Below are 19,036 nucleotides of genomic sequence, written 5' to 3'. Positions count from 1 at the left end.
TCATATAATCAGCCTGAAGCGCCATAGCCAGCAGGGCCTTTAACGAAAGGTCCTAGAAATTTCTGCATCAATTTTAAGTTAAAACAGTTTAGCGATAGAACCGGCAATCGCCTTACCTAACAAAGGTGGAACTGCGTTCCCAATCTGCTTTGTAATCTGTGAGCGATTACCACAAAATACATAGGCGTCATCGAAAGACTGAAGCCTAGCCCCTTCCCGTGGGGTTAACGCTCTATTTTGAACCGGGTGAATGCATCGATTCGAGGCAGGATGTACAAAGTTCACTGTTATAGTTACTGCAGGCTCATCAGCATCAAGGCGCGAATAACAGGAACTAAATCCGCTTGTCACCATTCCTTTAGGGATGCAGTTTATATTCTTCCCTGAATACTTAATGATTTCAAGCATTTTTTTTGAATGAGCCGTAGCCAAATGCAAGCTTAACTCATCCTTTACATCACGACGCATGAGCTTTTGATACTCATTACGAGGAGACTCTGTATAACGCTTAGCCTCTTCGCCAGACTGAACTGGTGGAAGATCAGATATCGCATCCATGACAGAGACAGCGGGCTTCAGTATTTCCTCTTTCATATTAAACAAGTCATATGTAGGAGCATGAACTCGGCGCTTATCCTTGACGCTAATCGTTGCCCCAGAAAAATTGTGGGTCGTATCAGGAAACTCTATTTTTCCTCCACGCTCCACACCAATCATGATTAGACGCTCTCTTTTCTGAGGAACACCATAGTTAGCAGCATTTAAAATACGCCACTGGGTGTCATACCCCAGAGTTTTGAAGCACTCTTCCATCAGAGCAACAGTCGAACCATCCTTATGTGTTGCCAACCCAACTACGTTCTCAAGAACAAAAACAGGAGGGCGAAAGTAGTTTACAAACGAAGCATATTCTTCAAAAAGACTATTGCGTGGATCATCATCGTTGGTTGAACGAAATGGTCTGATAGAAGAAAAGCCTTGGCATGGCGGCCCCCCCACGATCACATCAACCATTCCACGCTTCAGATTCAATCTCTCGCTAAGTTCGGAACGTCTTATCTTCCTAATGTCTGAACAAACGCTTAGTGAGTTAGGTCTATTGGCGTTAAATGTCTGCGTAGCAATTGGAAGCACATCAATTCCAAAAACGGTCTCAAATCCTAACTCAGCGAGCTCAAACCCGTGAGAAAAGCCACCTGTACCACAAAATAGGTCTAAAACTTTCATTAGCAATCTCCAGTTGGGCAGCACCATACCACACGAGCCCGGTGGAGACAATAGTCTCCTACACTGAAAGCATGATTTGGATCAAAATGCCACCACACAAACAGTATGATGGTGGTGGTGCGGCATGGATGAACCAAAGCGCAGTACAGTTGATGTTCTGTTCCGTCTAGTCAAGCAACTACGTGAAGCTAAAGGGTTAAGTTTAGAGGCTCTGGCAGATAGAGCTGGCATACACAGAACTACTCTTGGCCTGCTCGAGCGCGGCGAACGGCAACCTACCCTTAGTATTGCTGCAAACATATCGGAAGCTTTGGATTTCCAACTTTCGGAGCTTTTGCTCAAAGCCGAACTCATCGAAAGTGGCAAATTAAACGAGCACGATGCTTTTTTAGCAATGGCAGTAAGAGCCGAAAAAACGCAATGCCTTAGAAATCTCGACGCCCTAGAATTTTATACCGGCCTAACTGGCTCTATGTTACTGCAAGCGATACATAACACGTACAACACACTCGACACAATCGATGCAGAGTTAGTTGCAAGTGGACTCGTCCCTATTGGCGGACTTGTAGAGCTGGCAAATCTATCCTCAATGGTAGGGAATATAGTGGGCGGCTCAATTGCCGAGGCCTCCGAGGGAATGTACATTCGAAATCGCCCTCATCACTATCCGGATCTTTTACCGCAACGTCAAAATGCAAAGAACCTCGAGCTCAAGATGGCTCTTGAGACCAATCGCCCTAAGGGGCATCTCCCAAAGCCTGGCACTTATATAACTTTCAGATATGTCCTAGGCGATCAACACGGCGCATATAATCGTGGAAAATCCTCTCGTGGGAACACAGTTTGGATATGGGAAGTTAAGGTCGGAGAGGTTGGCATTGATGACTTCGACCTAAGCAATACTCCAGGGGACTCGGGAAAAACGGCCGTAATTAAAACGACTGTTTTTAATGCAATGCCACTCGTTTATTTTGATCCGGCCTACTGCCCGCATCCAATGAGAGCTGGAACATATCCTGCGTTTAACTAGCGAAAGAATCTGTGACATTCACCTGATCGCCAAAGCCACGGGAAAAAATCTTCGCACCTTTGGCGACCTTGGTCCAGAATCAGACATTTTATAAACTCAACAAAAAATAACTGCTACAGTCCTAGCATGATGCTAAGAACATTGAACAAGAAGCTCTGGAAGTTCACAAAGATCTTTTACTTTCTTTGCTACGGGGCCATCTGCCTTACCGAAGGTGTGAAATTTTATATTGGCTACGTTCAGGACGAACCGATTCCAATGTGGTCGATTTATCTTTTTCTGTCGGTAGCCGTGCTGATTCCCGGCTTACTGAACTCTGCCACCAAAAATAAAGGTGCAATGGCAAGATTCCTTTTAGGTTCTGGCAGGCTCTTGGTATCCGCAGCGCTGCTGATTGGCAGCCTTCTCAGCCAGAAGGGCTTGGAGCGTGAAAAAGGTATAACCGTCGCGCAACCTCAAATTGCGTCACAAACTTTCCAAAGCGCCCACCCAGTGGTCGATTCGACACCGCCGAGCGTTATGGAATGCGTAATAAACGGGAAGAAATATCACTCAAATCTACCATTTGACATGATAAAGAATGAAATCAAGAGCAGGTGTTTGAAAAGCGTGTTTGCCTACGGCTCAGACAAACCCTAGCTGGTTCCCTTGCAATCCATGACCGTTGTTAGTCCGTCAACTGCCCTCAATTCATCTGATACCAGAGTTGAAGCGCTTCTTTGAGCACCTCTGCAATTGTGTCACCCAGCCTACCAGAGCCACAACTAGTTCTTGATAGCGGCATGTTCCATTACCACCTGAGTATGAATCATAGACCACCTGCAGCGGGCTGTATCCTAAAGCCTTGAAGCAAGCCCTAGGGTCTTTTCAGAACATCCACTCAGCTGATACATTTCCCGCTCAACCCCTTGGGGAAGGGCCTTGATTTACGTGGTTTGCAGGCGATTTACCTGGCTTTTGCTGTACATCGACTACCCGGCGGACAACAACAAGATGAGCTGGCAGGACATGCTCGCCTGGCTGCGGCAGAAGCGCTGGCAAAGCCTGGGCTTTGGCGGCATCACCTACCTGGCGCTGATGATTCCAGGCGTGAACGTGCTGATGATGCCGGCGGCAGTGGCCGGGGCTACGTTGTTCTGGGTGCGGGAGCGGAGCTGATTCCTGGGCCGTGTGCGATTGACATGAATGGCGCAGGCCCCTGTGGGAGCGGCCTTGTGTCGCGATAGGGCCGCAGAGCGGCCCCAGATTTCAGCGCCATTGCACAGATTGCTGGGGCCGCTTTGCGGCCCTATCGCGACACAAGGCCGCTCCCACAAAAAAGCAGAGCGTGCCTGGCCTGGTTCACTGCCCCACTGGCTGCAAAACTGCCCCACCACATCCACCACCGGCTGCGCCCCGTCCTGAATCCCTATAATCACGCTGCCAGTCTCGTCGGCAAGCGCCAGCCTTTGCTCAGCCTGGCGGTTGACTGCGGCATTAATCTGGCTGCTCGGAAAAGGAGTAAGGTTGAAAATCTGTCAATTGCGCCAGAAAGATCAAGTGTTCAACAGCGCTGACTTTTTTTAGATGTTGCAGGGAATCAGCCCCGCCCAGCATGAGCGCGGGGAAAAAGCCGTACATCTCGTCATGTTTAAGTCTACCCAGTTTTTCCTTGGCGGGATTGAAGAGACCATTGAAATCCATTGACTCCACTTCTCTTGACAAAACAAAGCCTTGAAGCTCCGTATTTAGTTGTTCCTTTGTGAATTCAGTTCGATAAAATATGTACTGAGACCCAACGCTTGTTATTTCCAATGAAAATCCAGTTTTTTCTCCCCAAAGGTACAAGTCTCCGAAGGCACTTCTTGCAACCAAATGATAGCTGTCGTGCGAAGCAAGTGCCGTGCCTGCAATCCAGCAGGAAACTACGGAGTCATATTCTTGCGGATTGACTAGCCAGAATATGCCCTCACCGTAGCCCCCCCACCCATGCTCGGACCAATATTCCAAAAGCTTGGGAGGAAGCTTGTCTCTGTATCTTTCGATTGTGGAGCCAGGTACTTCCCGGCGCTCAATCGGCGGACCGAAATTCTCAATCAAATTGGCAAATACTTTATCCATTTCAACCGTCTCACTTAGCACTTATGTAATTTGACATTCATGCGGATTGAGCCTCTGGACTCCAGGGGTACCCTTTCGGCCGTTTTCTTTAAGTTGGGTATCCTGGTTTTCCATTGGGCGCCTATCACTGAGTTAACCTGGCGGTCCCCAAAGTCCGATATGACGTCTCTACCTCCGGCGACGAGATCCGGATTGTGCAGTGCTGCTGTAATTGACATCCGGTTTCTAGCTTTTTCTATTGCAACCCGTTGCGTTTCAAATGGGCCCATGGTTTTCCTGAGCTCTTTTTCAATCTTCCTTGATAAATTCTTGCTCCTTTTTTCTCGCTCTCTGGGCAAGCCCTCGATGAAGAACTCGGCAATGCAAGCCAGCCCCAGCGCGCCAAGGATCCAACCACTGACCTTGAGGCCCATGGCCGCGCCTGCGCCAGCGAACGGTATGGTTCCGGCGCCGCCGGCGAATGCGCCGCCCCCTGCGCCAAGCAGGCCACCGGTAACGGTGCTGCCGACGACGATCATCGCCATCTGCTGCACGACCCTCAGCAGTTCGTCGACGATGCTGTTGATGTCGAGGTCGGCGAAGCGCTGGCGTAGCAGGTGCGCCGCCTGCCATTCGGCGTGGTAGAAGGCTGTGCGGACAGCTTCGATACGGCGCAGGTTGAGGCCCAGTGAGGCGACCTCTTCATTGAGGCTGGTGCGGAACTGGCCACCGCTTGGGTAGCCCACCATGGCGATGACACGTGACTCGATCTCGTGCCAGGAGGGCACGAGGTAATCCAGGTACATGAGGTGTCTCCCTGACAACGTGTGCAGGGGGAAATCCCATCATGGATTCGGATCGGAGGTTTCTGAGTCAGTTGTAGGAAAATGCGACTTCGTTTCCGGCATGCTCGGCGAAGTTCAGCTGCTCAGTTGTTACCGTGGGTAAGGCTGGAAATTTTTATCGTTCTTGAGATCGAGCGCCGCGCAGGCGAAGCTCGATCCCATGGCCATTACAAACCCCAAGCCATATCAAAGACTCAACCGGCTGGAAAACTGCCCCACTACGTCCACTACCCGCTTCGCCCCGTCCTGGATCTCGACAATCACGCTGCCCGTCTCATCCGCCAGCGCCAGCCCCTGTTCGGCCTGGCGCTTGCTGGTGTCGATGATCGACACTGCCGCCTGCGCCAGTTGTTCGTTCTGCTGTACCACCCGGGCGATTTCTTCGGTGGCGGTGCTGGTGCGAGAGGCCAGTTGGCGCACTTCGTCGGCAACGACGGCAAAGCCCCGCCCTTGCTCACCGGCACGGGCCGCTTCGATGGCCGCGTTAAGGGCCAACAGGTTGGTCTGCCCGGCAATGTCGCTGATGGTCTTGATGATCGAACCGATCACCCGCGACTGGGTATCCAGCGCCTGGATCCCGTCGGCCGCCTCTTGCATCGAAGCCTCCAGTCCACGCATCACGGTGACAGTCTGGGTGACCACCTCGGTGGCCTTGCGAGCACTGACATCGGTACCCAGCGAGGTGTTGTAGGCGACATCTGCCGCCTCGGCCACTGCCAGCTCCTGGTTGACCTGATCGGTGATCACGGTGGCGAACTTGACCACCTTGTACAGCACATCGTGGGCATCGAAGATCGGGTTGTACGAGGCCTCCAGCCAGATCACCCGGCCATGGGCATCGATGCGCTTGAAGCGCTCGGCAACATATTCGCCACGGCGCAGCCGGTCCCAGAACGCTTGGTAGCCGGCCGAGTTGGCCTCCTGCGGTTCGCAGAACATGCGGTGGTGCTTACCGCGAATCTGCTCCAGGCGATAGCCGACGGTGGCCAGGAAACGATCGTTGGCAGTGAGAATGATGCCGTCGAGGTCGAACTCGATCACCGCAGTAGAGCGCATCAGGGCCTTGATCAGGCTTTCGTGCTCGCGTGAGGTCTCGATGGTTCGGGTCAGGTCGCTGGAATGCAGGGTGAAGTACTTGATGCGCCCCTCGCTGTTCTTCACCGGCTGCAGGATCGAGCGCAGCCAGGCTTCCTGACCATTGCCCCGCAGAAGACGGAACGCACCGTTCAGGTGTTCGCCACGGCTGATCGCACTTTTCATGCGCTGGTAGAAGTCCAGCGACTTTACGTGGGCGGGGACGATGTCCTCGATATTGCGTCCAAGCAATTGTTCGGCACGGTAGAGCATCTCGCTCTCGAAGTTGCCGTTGACCATCTCGATCCGTCCCTGAGGGTCGAGCTGCAGCACCAGCATCTCGCTGTCGAGACTACTCTTGACCTGTTCGATGGACATCAGGTCTTCGCGCAGTTGCCGGATTTCTTGCTTGAGCTTGTTGTTGAACATCACCGCTCTCCTGGAGCGCATCACGTAGTCGAATGCATCTTCATCGGCTGCCGGGGACACCTTCTTGAGTGCTGTGCGAGGAAATATTCATGAAGGCAAACGTGCCAGCGGTCAGGCGTCATCTTTACGTCACAAGGCGGTCACATTAGCGCAACCCGGCAGGCGGAAACTTTTTGTCATGAATACACCCGCCCTACGCATTACCTTGGTCAGCGAAACCTTCCCACCCGAGATCAATGGCGTGGCCAACACCCTTGGCCGCCTCAGTGAAGGGTTGCGCCAACGCGGCCATGAGGTCGAGGTGGTGCGCCCACGCCAGGCAGGCGAAGGGCACGCGCACAACGACCCGCACCTGATGCTGTGCCGTGGCTGGGCGCTGCCTGGCTACCCGGGTTTGCAGTGGGGCGAGGTGTCGATGCACAAGCTATTGCGCCGCTGGCGCCGGCAGCGCCCGGATGTACTGTACATCGCCACCGAGGGGCCGCTGGGGCTCAGCGCCCTACGCGCGGCCCGACGCCTGGGGGTGGCAGTGGTCAGTGGCTTTCACACCAACTTCCCGCAGTATTCCGGCCAGTACGGCCTTGGCCTGCTGGCGCGCCTGCTCACTCACTACTTGCGCTGGTTCCATCGGCGCACGGCAATCACCTTGGTGCCGAGTGCCAGCCAGCGCCTGGAGCTGGAGCGTCGCGGCTTCGAACGCCTGGAGCTGCTGGCCCGAGGGGTCGATGCCTGCCTGTTCAATCCAGCCCGGCGCAGCCAGGCCCTGCGCGAAAGCTGGGGGCTAGGCCCGGAGGATATCGCCGTACTGCATGTCGGGCGACTGGCGGCGGAAAAGAACCTAGGCCTCCTAAGGCCTTGCTTTGAGGCATTACGCACGACCTATCCACAGAAGCGCCTGCGCCTGATCATGGTCGGCGACGGGCCTCAGCGCGCCAGGCTTGAACAAGAGATACCGGACGCCGTGTTTTGCGGCGCCCAGCGCGGTGAACGACTGGCCGAGCACTATGCCAGCGGCGACCTGTTCCTGTTCCCGAGCCTGACCGAAACCTTCGGCAATGTGGTGCTCGAGGCCATGGCCTCAGGGTTGGCGGTGGTTGCTTATGACGAGGCGGCCGCAGCGCAGCATATTCGCCATGGCCACAGTGGCGCGCTGGCCATGCCGGGGGACCAGGCGGCGTTTGTCGATGCAGCGTGCTGGTTGCTGGAAGAAGTGGAGACGTTGCGCAGGGTGCGCCTGAATGCGCGACAGCATGCCAGCCGCCAAGGCTGGCCGGCGATTGTCGAGCAGTTCGAGGGGTATCTGGATAGCGCTTGTCGCAATGTCAGTGCTGCGGCTGGGCGTTCGACGCAGTATGTGCAGCGCCTGTGAAAGCGAGCGCCGCGCAGGCGGCGCTCGGCTTCGCAGGTGCCACAATGATCGCGCCCGGCACTATTCAGACCAGTGCTTTTTCAATGGCCTGCACCACTGCTGGGTCATCCGGCGCCGTGCGGGGTGAGAAACGCGCCAGCACCCGGCCATCCTTGCCTACCAGAAACTTCTCGAAATTCCAGGTAATGTCACCGGGGAACTCGGCCCCCTCGCCTGCCAGCAGGCGGTACAACGAATGGCGCTGCGGCCCGTTGACCTCCAGCTTGCCCCCCAGCGGGAAGCTGACCCCGTAGTTGAGGCTGCAGAAGTCCTGGATTTCCTTTTCGCTACCCGGCTCCTGCCCGGCAAACTGGTTGCACGGCAGGCCAAGCACATTGAAGCCCTTGTCCTTGTAGATCTGGTAGAGGTTTTCCAGGGCCTTGTATTGTGGCGTCAGGCCACATTTGGAGGCGACGTTGACCACCAGCACCACTTGGCCCTTGAAGGGTGCGAGGGGCAGCTCTCCGCCGTTCAGCGCTTCCAGTTTCAGGTCGTGAAATGCACTCATGATGAAATCCCCTCTCAGGTTCCCGGTTGCCGTGCAGGCGAATTTCGCCCACTAAAAAGGCGCTCGTCCAAACCGTTCACCTCCCGTAGGAAGGCAAATCGGCTTGCCCGAGCGCCTGGCGACTTTCTGAGCTTAGCGCAGAAAATCAGTGGTGATGGCCACCTTCACCGTGGATGTGACGGTGAGCGATTTCTTCGTCGCTGGCGTCACGCACGTTCACAACCTTGACCTGGAAGGTCAGGCGCTGACCGGCCAGTGGGTGGTTGCCATCAACGGTGACGTCGTCGCCGTCGATGTCGCGGATGGTGACGATCTGCATCTGGCCGTCCGGCGCCGAAGCGTGGAACTGCATGCCCACTTCCAGCTCGTCGACACCTTCGAACAGGCTACGGTTCAGGGTGCTGACCAGTTCGGCCAGGTACTCGCCGTAGGCCTCTTCAGGTTCAATGGAAACGTTCAGCTCGTCACCAGCCTGCTTGCCTTCCAGGGCTTTTTCCAGGCCCGGGATGATGTTGCCGGCACCGTGCAGGTAAACCAGCGGCGCGCCACCGGCGGAGCTGTCGATGGTCTCCCCGGCGTCGTTGGTCAGGGTATAGTCGATGGAGACAGCCTTGTTGGCGGCGATCAGCATGGGGCAAGACCTTTTGCAAAAGAATGTAGAGCGGACAAGTGTAACCTTGCCATCGTCCGATTGCGAACGTGGTGCAGACGAGCAACGGCCCATCAGTCGGATCAACGGCTTTCATCAGGACGAAGAAGGCCACTGGGTGGTGGAACTTTCGTGCGGCCATACCCAGCACCTGCGCCACCAGCCGCCGTGGCAGGCACGCCCTTGGGTGCTCGACCCGGCACAACGTGCGCAGCACATCGGCCAGCCTTTCGCTTGCGGCTGGTGCGCACAAGGGGCCGATAGCGCTACCCTTGACCGTTAATTTCTTGCACCGCTTATTTCGAGAAGCACGCATGCAGACATTTTTCATTGCGCCGACCGACTTTGGTGTCGGCCTGACTTCGATCAGCCTGGGCCTGGTGCGCACCTTGGAGCGTGCCGGCCTGAAGGTCGGCTTCTTCAAGCCTATCGCCCAGCCCCACCCGGGTGACACCGGCCCCGAGCGCTCCACCGAACTGGTCGCCCGCACCCACGGCATCAAGCCACCGGTCCCACTGAGCCTGGCCCACGTCGAGCGCATGCTCGGCGATGGCCAGCTGGACGAGCTGCTTGAAGAAATCATCCGCCTCTACCAGCAAGCCTGCGTCGGCAATGACGTGGTTGTGGTCGAGGGAATGGTGCCCACACGCCACGCCAGCTACGCAGCACGGGTCAACCTGCACCTGGCCAAGAGCCTGGATGCCGAAGTAATCCTGGTATCGGCCCCGGAAAACGAAGTGCTCAGCGAGCTGTCTGGCCGGGTCGAACTGCAGGCCCAACTGTTTGGCGGCCCACGCGACCCGAAAGTGCTCGGGGTGATCCTCAACAAGGTGCGTACCGACGAGAGCATGGCGGACTTCGCCACCCGCCTGCGCGAGCACTCGCCATTGCTGCGTGGCAATGACTTCCGCCTGCTTGGCTGCATCCCCTACCAGCCCGAGCTGAACGCACCGCGGACACGCGATGTGGCCGAGCTGCTCGGCGCCCAGGTGCTCAATGCCGGCGATTACGAGCAGCGGCGCATGAGCAAGATCATCATCTGTGCACGCACGGTGGCCAACACGGTCCCGCTACTGACCTCGGGTACCCTGGTGGTAACCCCCGGCGACCGCGACGACATCATCCTCGCTGTCAGCCTGGCAGCGATCAATGGCGTGCCCCTGGCCGGCTTGCTGCTGACCAGCGACAGCAAGCCTGACGTGCGTATCCTTGGCCTGTGCCGCGGTGCACTGCAGGCCGGCCTGCCGATCCTTTCGGTCAGCACCGGCTCGTACGACACCGCCAACCAGCTCAACTCGCTGAACCGCGAAATCCCGGTGGACGACCGCGAGCGTGCCGAGTTCATCACCGACTTCGTCGCCAGCCACCTCGACGCGGCCTGGCTGCACCAACGCTGCGGCACGCCACGCGAACTGCGCCTGTCGCCGGCAGTGTTCCGCTACCAGCTGATTCAGCGTGCGCAGCAGGCCAACAAGCGCATCGTCCTGCCAGAAGGCGCCGAGCCACTGTTGGTGCAGGCCGCAGCCATCTGCCAGGCCCGCGGCATCGCCCGCTGCGTGCTGCTGGCCAAACCCGAAGACGTCGACGCCGTGGCCCGCGCCCAGGGCATCACGTTGCCGCCGGGGCTGGAGATTCTCGACCCCGAACTGATTCGCGGGCGCTACGTGGAACCCATGGTCGAGCTGCGCAAAAGCAAGAACCTCAACGCACCGATGGCCGAGCAGCAGCTGGAAGACCCGGTGGTGATCGGCACCATGATGCTGGCCCTGGACGAAGTAGACGGCCTGGTCTCGGGCCTGGTGCACTCCACGGCCAACACCATCCGCCCGGCCCTGCAGCTGATCAAGACCGCACCCGGCTCGAGCCTGGTCTCGTCGGTGTTCTTCATGCTGTTCCCCGAGCAGGTACTGGTGTACGGCGACTGCGTGATGAACCCGCACCCAAGCGCTGCCGAGCTGGCGGAGATTGCCCAACAGAGTGCCGAATCGGCGCAGGCCTTCGGCATCGCGCCACGGGTGGCGATGATCAGTTATTCAAGCGATTCGGCCAGCGATGAAGAAGTCGAGAAAGTGCGCGAAGCGACACGCCTGGCACAGGACGCGGCCCAGGCGCTACTGATCGATGGGCCGTTGCAGTATGACGCAGCGGCCAACCCGGCGATCGCCCGAGAGCTGGCGCCGGCTAGCCCGGTGGCCGGGCGCGCCACGGTGTTCGTGTTCCCCGACCTGAATACCGGCAATACGACCCACAAGGCGGTGCAGCGCAGTGCCGACGGGGTCAGCCTGGGGCCGATGCTGCAGGGTTTGCGCAAACCGGTGAACGACTTGCCGCGTGGGGCGCAGGTTGACGATATCGTGCATACCATTGCCCTGACGGCGATTCAGGCCAGCGTGGCGCGCTAAAAGCAGAGGCTTCTTTGCAAGCTTTGTGGGAGCGGGATTGCCCGCTCCCACAGAGCCGCAAAGCAGCCCTGAAGGTCAATCAGGGATACTGCTGAACCTGACCTTGCTGCTCATACTGCTGACCCGGAATCGGCTTCAGGTTCACTTCCACACGGCGGTTCTGCGCACGACCATTGGCGTCAGCATTGCTGGCGATCGGCTGGTCCGGGCCCATGCCACGGACAGAGATACGCGAGGCATCCACACCCTGCGAAGTCAGGTAGGTACTAACCGCCTGCGCACGGCGCTGGGACAGGTCCATGTTGTGCTGGCGGCTGCCCGTGCTGTCGGTGAAGCCAACCACTTCGATGGTGTTCTGGTTGAATTGCTTGAACGAGCCAGCCAGGTTGTTCAGCGGCGAGTAGAAGCTTGGGGCGATGTTGGCCGAGTCGGTGGCGAAGGTGATGTTGCCCGGCATGATCAGCTTGATCTGGTCACCCTGACGCTGCACTTCCACACCTGTGTTGGCCATTTGCGCGCGCAGCTCGGCTTCCTGCTTGTCGGCGTAATAGCCATAACCGGCTGCAGCGGCACCCACAGCGGCAGCACCGATCAGTGCACCCTTGCCACGGTTGTTGTGGTCGATGGCAGCGCCGGCGATGGCACCGGCCAGCGCCCCCAGGCCGCCGTACTTGGCGGTCTTGCTCATCCCTGTGGAGCCCTGCGCCTGACCCTGGTTGTCGTAGGGGTTCTGGCCGGCACAGCCGGTCATCAGTGCAGCGGCGGTTGCGACGATAATCAGACGACGCATGGTGAACATGGACAAGCTCCTACTGAAATTCATAAATGCGGCAGATCCCAAAGGGTTCTATGCCAGCCTTGGAACGCATCGGCAACGAAAAATTCCATGAAAGTGCCTTCATGTGCCATCAGGCACGCACGAATGGGTTTTCCCGCATCTCGTCGCCCAAACGGGTGTCGGGCCCGTGGCCGGTCACCACGATGGCCTCTTCGTCCAGCCGGTACAGCCGCTCCTTGATGGAACGCACGATTGCCCGCTGGTCGCCACCCCACAAATCGGTGCGGCCAATCCCCCGGCGGAACAGGGTGTCACCGGCAATCAACAACTTGGCGTCGGCGAACCAAAAGCTCATCGAGCCCGGGGTATGGCCTGGCGTGTGCAACGCCACACCGCAGCCGCAGGCCAGTTCTTCGTCATCGCCCAGCCAGCGGTCCGGTGCCGGTACCGGGGTGTAAGGTACGCCGAACATCTGGCACTGCATCTCAAGGTTGTCCCACAGCATCTGGTCGTCCTTGTGCAGGTGCAGCGTGGCACCCGTCAGCTCCTTGAGCTTGCCTGACGCGAGGAAGTGGTCGAAGTGCGCATGGGTGTGGATGATGCTCACCAGCGTCAGGCCGTGGACCTGCAGGCGGGCAAGGATCTTGTCCACATCACCACCCGGGTCGACGACCATGGCTTTCTTGGTCAGGGGGTCGCCGATCAGCGTGCAGTTGCACTGCAAGGGGCCGACAGGGAAGGTTTCGCGGATGAGAGCAGGCGGGGCTTGGGTCATGGTGTTCTCGCAGGTGAAGCTGGGTTCTGCTGGGAGCCTGACAGGAAAATGGGGTGGGTGCACGAGGTTCATGTCTTGAGCGAAGTGGCGCCTGTGAGCTCGAGCGCCGCCCGCGCGGCGCATCGCGAGCAAGCTCGCTCCTACATTTGTTTCGGGCCAGTTATTCCTGAGGCGGAGGTGCGCGCCACCTTGGTGCCCACCTCGATATTGCGTGGAACAAACAAGGCGGTCGCGCGCGAGGGTGCAGGCAATACTGACCCGAAACAAATGTAGGAGCGAGCTTGCTCGCGATGCGCCGCGCGGGCGGCGCTCGATCGCCCAGGCACCCAATACCTCAAGGCAAAAACAACCTGAACAACCCGCCCCCAAGCGCCCCGCCGTTGGAGATCTCGATCCGCCCGCGCACCCCGCCGCTTTCATGCAACGCTGCGATCCGCGCCGCAAAATACAACCCAAGGCCGGTACTGCCGCTGGTCGAGTCGATGCCCTGGATGTAATCCTCCTGGCGCTCGAGCATGTGCTTTGGATAACCCGGGCCGTCATCGTTGACGCAAATGGCCAACTGGTTGTCGGCCTCTTCGATGGTGATCAGCAAGGCGTGCCCGGCAAAGCGGGTGGCGTTGGTGATGACGTTGGCGATTACCGAGGCCACCAGTTCGCGGTCGAAGAAACCCAGCGGGTTGTCGGTGTCGATACGCCAGGTGGCGAGAATGTCGTTGTGCTTGAGTACTTCCTCGTGCGCCGCCAGCTGGGCTTCGATGAAATCATCCAGCTCATGGTAGTCCGGGCATACCGGCAACTGGTTCACACCCAGTTTGTACAAGCCCAGCAACTGCACCAGCATGCCGTTGAGGTGACGAAATTCATGCTCCATGATCCCCTGTTCGGCACCGCCGCGCAGTTCCTCGGGCAAGCGTTCCACCCACTGGCTGTGGGACTGGATCAGCGCCGACAACGAACTTTTGAGGTCGTGCACGGTGGAGGCGATCACCGTGGAAAAATCCAGCCCCTGATTGTCTTGATTCATGCGCCGAACACTCGGATGTGCAGTTTGCGGTAACGGTCATAGCGATTGTCGCTGGCAGGGATACCGGCCACGCTGGTCAAGGCGTCGCGGCACTCCTGCATGATCGCAGGCTGAGGGTTGTCACCGCCGATGCGCAGCAGCGCCTGGGCGGTATTGAGGGCGATGCTGATGTTCTTCGGCTGTAAACCCAATGCCTTTCGGAACAGTTGCAACGCCTCGCCAAGCTGCCCTCCCTGGTAACTGCGCACACCCTGCCGATTGAGGGTGACCGCTTCGGTAATGGCGTTGAGCACGCTGGGGTCATCCGTCAGCTTGCCCACTTTCTCCATGACCTTGGGGTCATCGCCATAACTTTCCACGCAGTTCTTCAGCACGCCGATGGCGGCGGCTTCCTGCCCCATCGCCTGCAGTTGCGCAGCGACAGTCAGGGCCGAATCGACAGAGAAGAACTGGTTCATCTTGTCCAGGCGCTGAATCGCCTGTTCTGTCAGCTTGCCGGCCGTTTCCGGGTCGCCGGCCTGCTGCAGGCTGGCAGCCTTCATCATCCGCGCACGTACCTGCAGGCCTTGGTCCTCGGGGTTTTCCTTGGCCACTTCGCTGAGCGTGGTGTTGATCTCGACCCGGGTGCGGGCGTCCAGGCCGAAGCCTGCATTCTTGCTCATCAGCGCCTGCACCAGGCCAAGGTTGTTTTCGGCATCCTTGTAGCGCGAACTCTGCCCCTGGTTCACCGCATGGCGGAACGCCTTCGATGCGCTCTCGAAGTCTTCGTTCTCCAGCGCCAGCTTGCCCAGCGTCGACTGCCGACGCACCGACAAAGGCGACAGGCGCACGGCTTCTTCAAGCAAGTTCTGCGCGCGCCGGGTATCACCCTGCGCCACCAGCACCTCGGCCATGCCATCGTAAAGGCCTGGCATGATCGGGAACGCCTTGAGCGCCTGCTCGTATACACCCTGGGCCTGGGCATTCTGACCACGCTTGTGCATCAGTGCGCCCAACGCGGCATATACCCACGGCTGCGGACGGCTGGCCAGGATGGCCTTGAGGAATTTTTCCAGTTCCTCGAAACGGTTGAGGTTGCGCAGGGCATCGGCCCGATAGCGCAAGCACAAGGGCGCCAGGCGCGGATCCTTCTTGCACAGCTCGGCGCAGGCCGCCAGTACTTCGGCCGGACGGTTGCGGTCCAGCGCCTGCAGGATCGGTTTTAGCAACGTCTTGCGCTGGAACAGTTTCTCGACGCGCTGGGCCAGGCCAACCCGGTTGAACGGTTTGGTCAGGTAGGCATCGGGCTCGTGCTCGATGGCGCTAAGGACAATCGCCTGACTGCTCTCGGCAGTGACCATGATGAACACGCACTCATGGCTGATGTGCTTGTCGATGATCAGGTCTTCAAGCACCTGCTGCCCGTTCTTCTTGCCATCGCCCAGATGGAAGTCCTGCAGGATGAAGTCATAGCGCTTCTGCGCGCACATGCGCAGCGCCTGCTCGCCGCTGTCAGCGGTGTCCACGTCGCGCACGCCCAACTCGCGCAGCATGGAACGGGTCGACGTACGAAAGTCGGTAAAGTCGTCGACGATCAGAAAGCTCTTTTGCCCGTACTGCAGCATCAACACGACCTGCCTTGGAATGATTGAAAAATCGCGCGAGGCGATGCCACCGATCGCTGTATCGGCAGCTGGTCGGGAAAGATGAGGGTAGAGCATTGTCGGCCAGAAATTATGGCGTCAGGCCATCACTTTAACGAGCAATGACCTGCAGGGCCAGTATCACGCCAGCAACCCCAGAGATTTGGCCTTGGCCACCGCCTGGGTGCGCCGCTCCACGCCCAACTTGCTGTTGATGTGGCTGGCGTGGGTCTTCACCGTGTGCAGGGAAATGAACAGCTGCTCGCTGATCTGCTGATTGGAACAACCTTGGGCAATCAGTTCGAGCACAGCCATTTCGCGGCCACTCAGCGCTTCGCCGTTGCCCGTACTGGCGATTGGCACTGGCGGCAGGTGCTTGAGCAGTTCCGCCTGAACCGGGCAAGCGGCACCTGCCTGCAGTTGTTCATGAAGCCATTGCGGGTGTTTTTCCAGCAGTGGCTGCATCGGCTGCATCACGCCGCCATGCGCCGCTTCCAGCAAGCTTGGCAGCAACTGCGCAGCCTGCCCTTCCTTGCCTTCGTCCAACAGCAGGGAAAGCCATTGGCTCAAGGCGCTGACGGCGAGCATCATGCCGCCACTGGCCTGGCCGCGCTTTACCAGGCATGCCAGGCGCTGCACGGCATCGTCGCTACGCAACTGGATGCGATCGAGCGCTGCCTGCTGCAACGCAATGTGCAACGGCAGGAGCGGATGGAATTCCGGTGCCGCCGCCGGCTGCTCGCCGCCATAGGTCTGGCCCAGGCGCTGCAGCCAGGACTCCGCCAGGTCGGTACGCCCCTGGGCCAGCCACAGTTCGCATTTGACCAGGGTAATCATGGCCAGGTAGTAGACCGGGGGCACATCCCAGATGTGCATCAAGCGCTCGGCCTCGGCCAGTTCGGCAAAGGCCTCGGCAAAGTGACCTTCCCGGCCATCGAGCGTGGCAATCACGCAATGACCGATGAGCACACTGATGTCCCGGCACGCTCGCGCCTCACCCAGCCCGGCGCGCAAACGCGCGCGGCCCTGAGCTGGCTGCAGACGCGAGACCAGCAGGTAACCTTCATAAAGCGTCAGCCGCGCACGCACGGCATACAGCCGCTGTGCGGAAAGCCCTTGCAGACGTTGTAGCCCCTGGCGCACTTCGTCCAGCGCGCGCAGCACCTCGCCACGGGCATGCAGCACCCGCGCCCGATCGTAATGCGCCAGCGCCTCGAACAAGGGGTTACCGACCCGCTGGGCCAGCTCCAGGGCCTCGCGGTTCCAGCCTCGGGCCCGCCAGAAGTCGCCATCGGCAATGGCCAGGTTGGACAGCGTCGACAAACACACCAGGCGTTGGCCGTAGCGCTTGCTCGGCAGGCTCTGTAACGCTTCGCCGCAATAGGCCAGGGTGCGCTCGCGGTCGCCACGGCCACGGGCAATGACCCCACTGAGTGCCAGCCATTGGGCCAGCATCGACTTTTGCGCGGTCGCCGAAGGCGCGGGCAGAAAGCGACTGAGGTAGCCGGCCAGTTCCTCGGCAGCATCCAGCTGGCAAGCCAGGCCCAACGCCCAGCTGTACAGCACGATCAGCCGCGGCGTGCTGATCAACAGACTGTCGGGCAGGTCCATCTTCCAACGCAGCAACATGCCGACGTTCTGCTCGGCCAGCAGTTGCTCCTCGGACAGACTTTGCACCAGGTCGGCGGCAACATCGAGGTGGCCGGCACGCAAAGCCTGCTCCACCGCCTCGTCCAGCAGGTCCTGAGCTTCAAACCAGCGGCAGGCCCGCAAATGCAGAGCGACCTGCGATTCGCTCGCCTGTCGGCTACGCAGCAGGTCGGAGAACAAATGGTGATAGCGGAACCAGTGCCCATGCTCGTCCAGCGGCACAAGGAACACCTGATGCGCCTGCAGGAAGCTCAGGACGGCGGCACTGTCGTGGCGGCCACGCATCGCATCGCAAAGCGGAGCGCAGAAACGCTCCTGGCAGGCGGTTTCGTACAAGAAAGCCTGCACGTCTGCAGGTAGCCTATCGATGACTTCTTCAAGCAGGTAGTCGCGGATCAGTCCCTCGCCACCATGCAGCGCCTGGGGCAAGGCTTGCTCGTCGGCGCTGTCGCTGGCCGCCAGCTGCCAGAAACGCAGCCCGGCGACCCAGCCGTCGCTGCGCTGGATCAGGTTGTCCAGTGCCTGGCCGCGCAGGCCGGTAGGCTGGCGACCGATCACTGCCAACGACTCATCCGCAGTGAGGCGCAGGTCCTGTTCGTTAAGCTCGACCAACTGCCGGGACAGGCGCAGCCGCGCCAGGTGCCAGTCTGGCCGCTGGCGGCTGGTCACCAGCAACACCAGGCCGGGTGGCAGATGATTGAGGAAGAACTGCAGGCAACGGTCAAGCACCGGCCCTTGGGCCAGGTGATAGTCGTCCAGTACCAGCAGCAGCGGCGTATCAGCTTGCAGGTACAGCGCCAGCTCATCGAGCAGGCCGTCGAGCCACTCTTCAAAGGCAAACGGCTGATGGCGCTGGCGCATTTTCAGCAGGCCCATGGCCTGGCCGCCCAGTGCCGGGCAGTATTGCTGCAGGCCTTCAAGCAAGCGCTCAAGGAAGCGGCCAGGGTCGGCGTCCCGCTGGCTCAGGCCAAGCCACAGGCTACGCCAGTGCTCGGGCAGTGTTTCGCAAAACTCGATGGCCAGGGAGCTTTTGCCGAAACCTGCCGGGGCATTGACCAGCAGCAGCCGCCCGCCCAAACCGGCTTCCAGCCGCTGGCACAAACGCAGGCGCTGCACATGGCCATCCGGCAGCGGCGGCCGGAAGAAACGCCCGTCCCGCAGGCCAAGGGCCTGACTCGCGAATCCATGCGTACGGGACAGATCTGTCATGGCCGGCTCGTTCTGGTTGGAAGACAACGGCGGTATGGATGTTTGCGAGACTAGCCGTTAACGCTGCGCATTTGAAGATGATGGACGCAATTGGCATGGAAAAGACTGCGACAAAAAGCAACATGGCTGATGGACAGGGGCTGGGGCGGGGGTTTGGGGAGGTATTCAGGAGGTTTATTGCCTTGCCCGGCTCCTTCGCGGGTGAACCCGCTCCTACAGGTTCCGCGGTAGGAGCGGGTTCACCCGCGAAGAGGCCGGTTCAGGAAATAGAAACGCCCCGGCAAGCCGGGGCGTTCTGGGGATCAGACGGCGTTCAGTGATTTC

General features: G+C 59.1%; 15 protein-coding genes and 3 pseudogenes. 6 read left to right on the top strand and 12 right to left on the bottom strand.

The window, feature by feature from the left end:
• Positions 1–78: 78 nt before the first annotated feature.
• Complete coding sequence (locus ACZ889_RS08055) at positions 79–1,227, bottom strand: DNA cytosine methyltransferase (RefSeq protein ID WP_476257294.1); 1,149 nt, start codon at positions 1,225–1,227, stop codon at positions 79–81.
• A 124-nt stretch (positions 1,228–1,351) separates the two neighbouring features.
• Between ACZ889_RS08055 and ACZ889_RS08050 the strand changes: the two genes are divergently transcribed.
• The 3 genes and pseudogenes from ACZ889_RS08050 to ACZ889_RS08040 form a co-directional block, all read left to right on the top strand.
• Complete coding sequence (locus ACZ889_RS08050; RefSeq protein WP_476257293.1) at positions 1,352–2,257, top strand: helix-turn-helix domain-containing protein; 906 nt, start codon at positions 1,352–1,354, stop codon at positions 2,255–2,257.
• Positions 2,258–2,398: 141 nt separating this feature from the next.
• Positions 2,399–2,896 (top strand): hypothetical protein, encoded by a 498-nt coding sequence (locus ACZ889_RS08045; protein WP_476257292.1) that lies wholly within the window; start codon positions 2,399–2,401, stop codon positions 2,894–2,896.
• 324 nt (positions 2,897–3,220) lie between these two features.
• Positions 3,221–3,415 (top strand): annotated as a pseudogene (locus tag ACZ889_RS08040) (EI24 domain-containing protein); the annotation flags it as partial.
• 318 nt (positions 3,416–3,733) lie between these two features.
• Here ACZ889_RS08040 and ACZ889_RS08035 read toward each other — a convergent pair.
• The 4 genes and pseudogenes from ACZ889_RS08035 to ACZ889_RS08020 all read right to left on the bottom strand — a co-directional run.
• Positions 3,734–4,357 (bottom strand): GAD-like domain-containing protein, encoded by a 624-nt coding sequence (locus tag ACZ889_RS08035; protein WP_064615039.1) that lies wholly within the window; start codon positions 4,355–4,357, stop codon positions 3,734–3,736.
• A 14-nt stretch (positions 4,358–4,371) separates the two neighbouring features.
• Positions 4,372–5,142: a DUF6861 domain-containing protein gene (locus tag ACZ889_RS08030; RefSeq protein ID WP_232860859.1), complete on the bottom strand. Its 771-nt coding sequence runs from the start codon at positions 5,140–5,142 to the stop codon at positions 4,372–4,374.
• Between the two features lie 225 nt (positions 5,143–5,367).
• A pseudogene (locus tag ACZ889_RS08025) lies at positions 5,368–5,781 on the bottom strand (methyl-accepting chemotaxis protein); the annotation flags it as partial.
• A gap of 180 nt (positions 5,782–5,961) precedes the next feature.
• A pseudogene (locus ACZ889_RS08020) lies at positions 5,962–6,555 on the bottom strand (PAS domain-containing protein); the annotation flags it as partial.
• Between the two features lie 307 nt (positions 6,556–6,862).
• Here ACZ889_RS08020 and ACZ889_RS08015 point away from each other — a divergent pair.
• A complete protein-coding gene (locus tag ACZ889_RS08015; protein ID WP_003247323.1) occupies positions 6,863–8,053 on the top strand; it encodes a glycosyltransferase family 4 protein in 1,191 nt (396 codons plus the stop codon).
• 64 nt (positions 8,054–8,117) lie between these two features.
• Here the strand turns inward: ACZ889_RS08015 and ACZ889_RS08010 are convergent, their stop codons facing one another.
• Together ACZ889_RS08010 and ACZ889_RS08005 are read right to left on the bottom strand one after the other, a co-directional pair.
• Complete coding sequence (locus ACZ889_RS08010; RefSeq protein WP_003247324.1) at positions 8,118–8,600, bottom strand: glutathione peroxidase; 483 nt, start codon at positions 8,598–8,600, stop codon at positions 8,118–8,120.
• Positions 8,601–8,745: 145 nt separating this feature from the next.
• Positions 8,746–9,231, bottom strand: a complete 486-nt coding sequence (locus tag ACZ889_RS08005) for an FKBP-type peptidyl-prolyl cis-trans isomerase (protein WP_003247325.1) — start codon at positions 9,229–9,231, stop codon at positions 8,746–8,748.
• On the opposite strand from ACZ889_RS08005, the gene ACZ889_RS08000 reads away from it, so the two are divergent.
• Positions 9,230–9,532, top strand: coding sequence for a DUF3565 domain-containing protein (locus ACZ889_RS08000; protein ID WP_014755346.1), 303 nt, complete (start codon positions 9,230–9,232; stop codon positions 9,530–9,532). The genes ACZ889_RS08005 and ACZ889_RS08000 overlap by 2 nt on opposite strands.
• A 31-nt stretch (positions 9,533–9,563) precedes the next feature.
• The gene (pta, locus tag ACZ889_RS07995) at positions 9,564–11,651 is read left to right on the top strand and encodes a phosphate acetyltransferase (protein ID WP_014755345.1); all 2,088 of its coding nucleotides are present in this window, start codon (positions 9,564–9,566) and stop codon (positions 11,649–11,651) included.
• Positions 11,652–11,730: 79 nt separating this feature from the next.
• Here the strand turns inward: pta and ACZ889_RS07990 are convergent, their stop codons facing one another.
• From ACZ889_RS07990 to ACZ889_RS07970, 5 genes are all read right to left on the bottom strand, one after another.
• Positions 11,731–12,450, bottom strand: a complete 720-nt coding sequence (locus tag ACZ889_RS07990) for a YiaD family glycine zipper/OmpA-like lipoprotein (protein ID WP_003247328.1) — start codon at positions 12,448–12,450, stop codon at positions 11,731–11,733.
• 109 nt (positions 12,451–12,559) lie between these two features.
• Complete coding sequence (locus ACZ889_RS07985) at positions 12,560–13,204, bottom strand: MBL fold metallo-hydrolase (protein WP_004575872.1); 645 nt, start codon at positions 13,202–13,204, stop codon at positions 12,560–12,562.
• A gap of 334 nt (positions 13,205–13,538) precedes the next feature.
• Positions 13,539–14,231 carry a sensor histidine kinase gene (locus ACZ889_RS07980; RefSeq protein ID WP_010952009.1) on the bottom strand — a complete coding sequence of 231 codons (693 nt, stop codon included), beginning with the start codon at positions 14,229–14,231 and terminating at the stop codon, positions 13,539–13,541.
• Positions 14,228–15,835: a tetratricopeptide repeat-containing response regulator gene (locus ACZ889_RS07975; RefSeq protein WP_003247330.1), complete on the bottom strand. Its 1,608-nt coding sequence runs from the start codon at positions 15,833–15,835 to the stop codon at positions 14,228–14,230. The genes ACZ889_RS07980 and ACZ889_RS07975 overlap by 4 nt, the downstream gene beginning before the upstream one ends.
• Positions 15,836–15,994: 159 nt before the next feature.
• Positions 15,995–18,712 carry a winged helix-turn-helix domain-containing protein gene (locus ACZ889_RS07970; RefSeq protein WP_476257291.1) on the bottom strand — a complete coding sequence of 906 codons (2,718 nt, stop codon included), beginning with the start codon at positions 18,710–18,712 and terminating at the stop codon, positions 15,995–15,997.
• Positions 18,713–19,036: the final 324 nt, after the last annotated feature.

Source organism: Pseudomonas sp. TE3895, assembly GCF_056278855.1.
The sequence above is the reverse complement of the archived record's forward strand: the minus strand, read 5'-3'. Positions and strand labels throughout refer to the sequence as shown.

What these genes read in the sequence shown, in the direction of transcription:
- ACZ889_RS08055 (WP_476257294.1), bottom strand. Translation starts at nt 1,227, where the DNA reads ATGAAAGTTTTAGACCTATTTTGTGGTACAGGTGGCTTTTCTCACGGG.
- ACZ889_RS08050 (WP_476257293.1), top strand. Translation starts at nt 1,352, where the DNA reads ATGGATGAACCAAAGCGCAGTACAGTTGATGTTCTGTTCCGTCTAGTC.
- ACZ889_RS08035 (WP_064615039.1), bottom strand. Translation starts at nt 4,357, where the DNA reads ATGGATAAAGTATTTGCCAATTTGATTGAGAATTTCGGTCCGCCGATT.
- ACZ889_RS08030 (WP_232860859.1), bottom strand. Translation starts at nt 5,142, where the DNA reads ATGTACCTGGATTACCTCGTGCCCTCCTGGCACGAGATCGAGTCACGT.
- ACZ889_RS08015 (WP_003247323.1), top strand. Translation starts at nt 6,863, where the DNA reads ATGAATACACCCGCCCTACGCATTACCTTGGTCAGCGAAACCTTCCCA.
- ACZ889_RS08010 (WP_003247324.1), bottom strand. Translation starts at nt 8,600, where the DNA reads ATGAGTGCATTTCACGACCTGAAACTGGAAGCGCTGAACGGCGGAGAG.
- ACZ889_RS08000 (WP_014755346.1), top strand. Translation starts at nt 9,230, where the DNA reads ATGGGGCAAGACCTTTTGCAAAAGAATGTAGAGCGGACAAGTGTAACC.
- ACZ889_RS08005 (WP_003247325.1), bottom strand. Translation starts at nt 9,231, where the DNA reads ATGCTGATCGCCGCCAACAAGGCTGTCTCCATCGACTATACCCTGACC.
- pta (WP_014755345.1), top strand. Translation starts at nt 9,564, where the DNA reads ATGCAGACATTTTTCATTGCGCCGACCGACTTTGGTGTCGGCCTGACT.
- ACZ889_RS07990 (WP_003247328.1), bottom strand. Translation starts at nt 12,450, where the DNA reads ATGTTCACCATGCGTCGTCTGATTATCGTCGCAACCGCCGCTGCACTG.
- ACZ889_RS07985 (WP_004575872.1), bottom strand. Translation starts at nt 13,204, where the DNA reads ATGACCCAAGCCCCGCCTGCTCTCATCCGCGAAACCTTCCCTGTCGGC.
- ACZ889_RS07980 (WP_010952009.1), bottom strand. Translation starts at nt 14,231, where the DNA reads ATGAATCAAGACAATCAGGGGCTGGATTTTTCCACGGTGATCGCCTCC.
- ACZ889_RS07975 (WP_003247330.1), bottom strand. Translation starts at nt 15,835, where the DNA reads ATGCTGCAGTACGGGCAAAAGAGCTTTCTGATCGTCGACGACTTTACC.
- ACZ889_RS07970 (WP_476257291.1), bottom strand. Translation starts at nt 18,712, where the DNA reads ATGACAGATCTGTCCCGTACGCATGGATTCGCGAGTCAGGCCCTTGGC.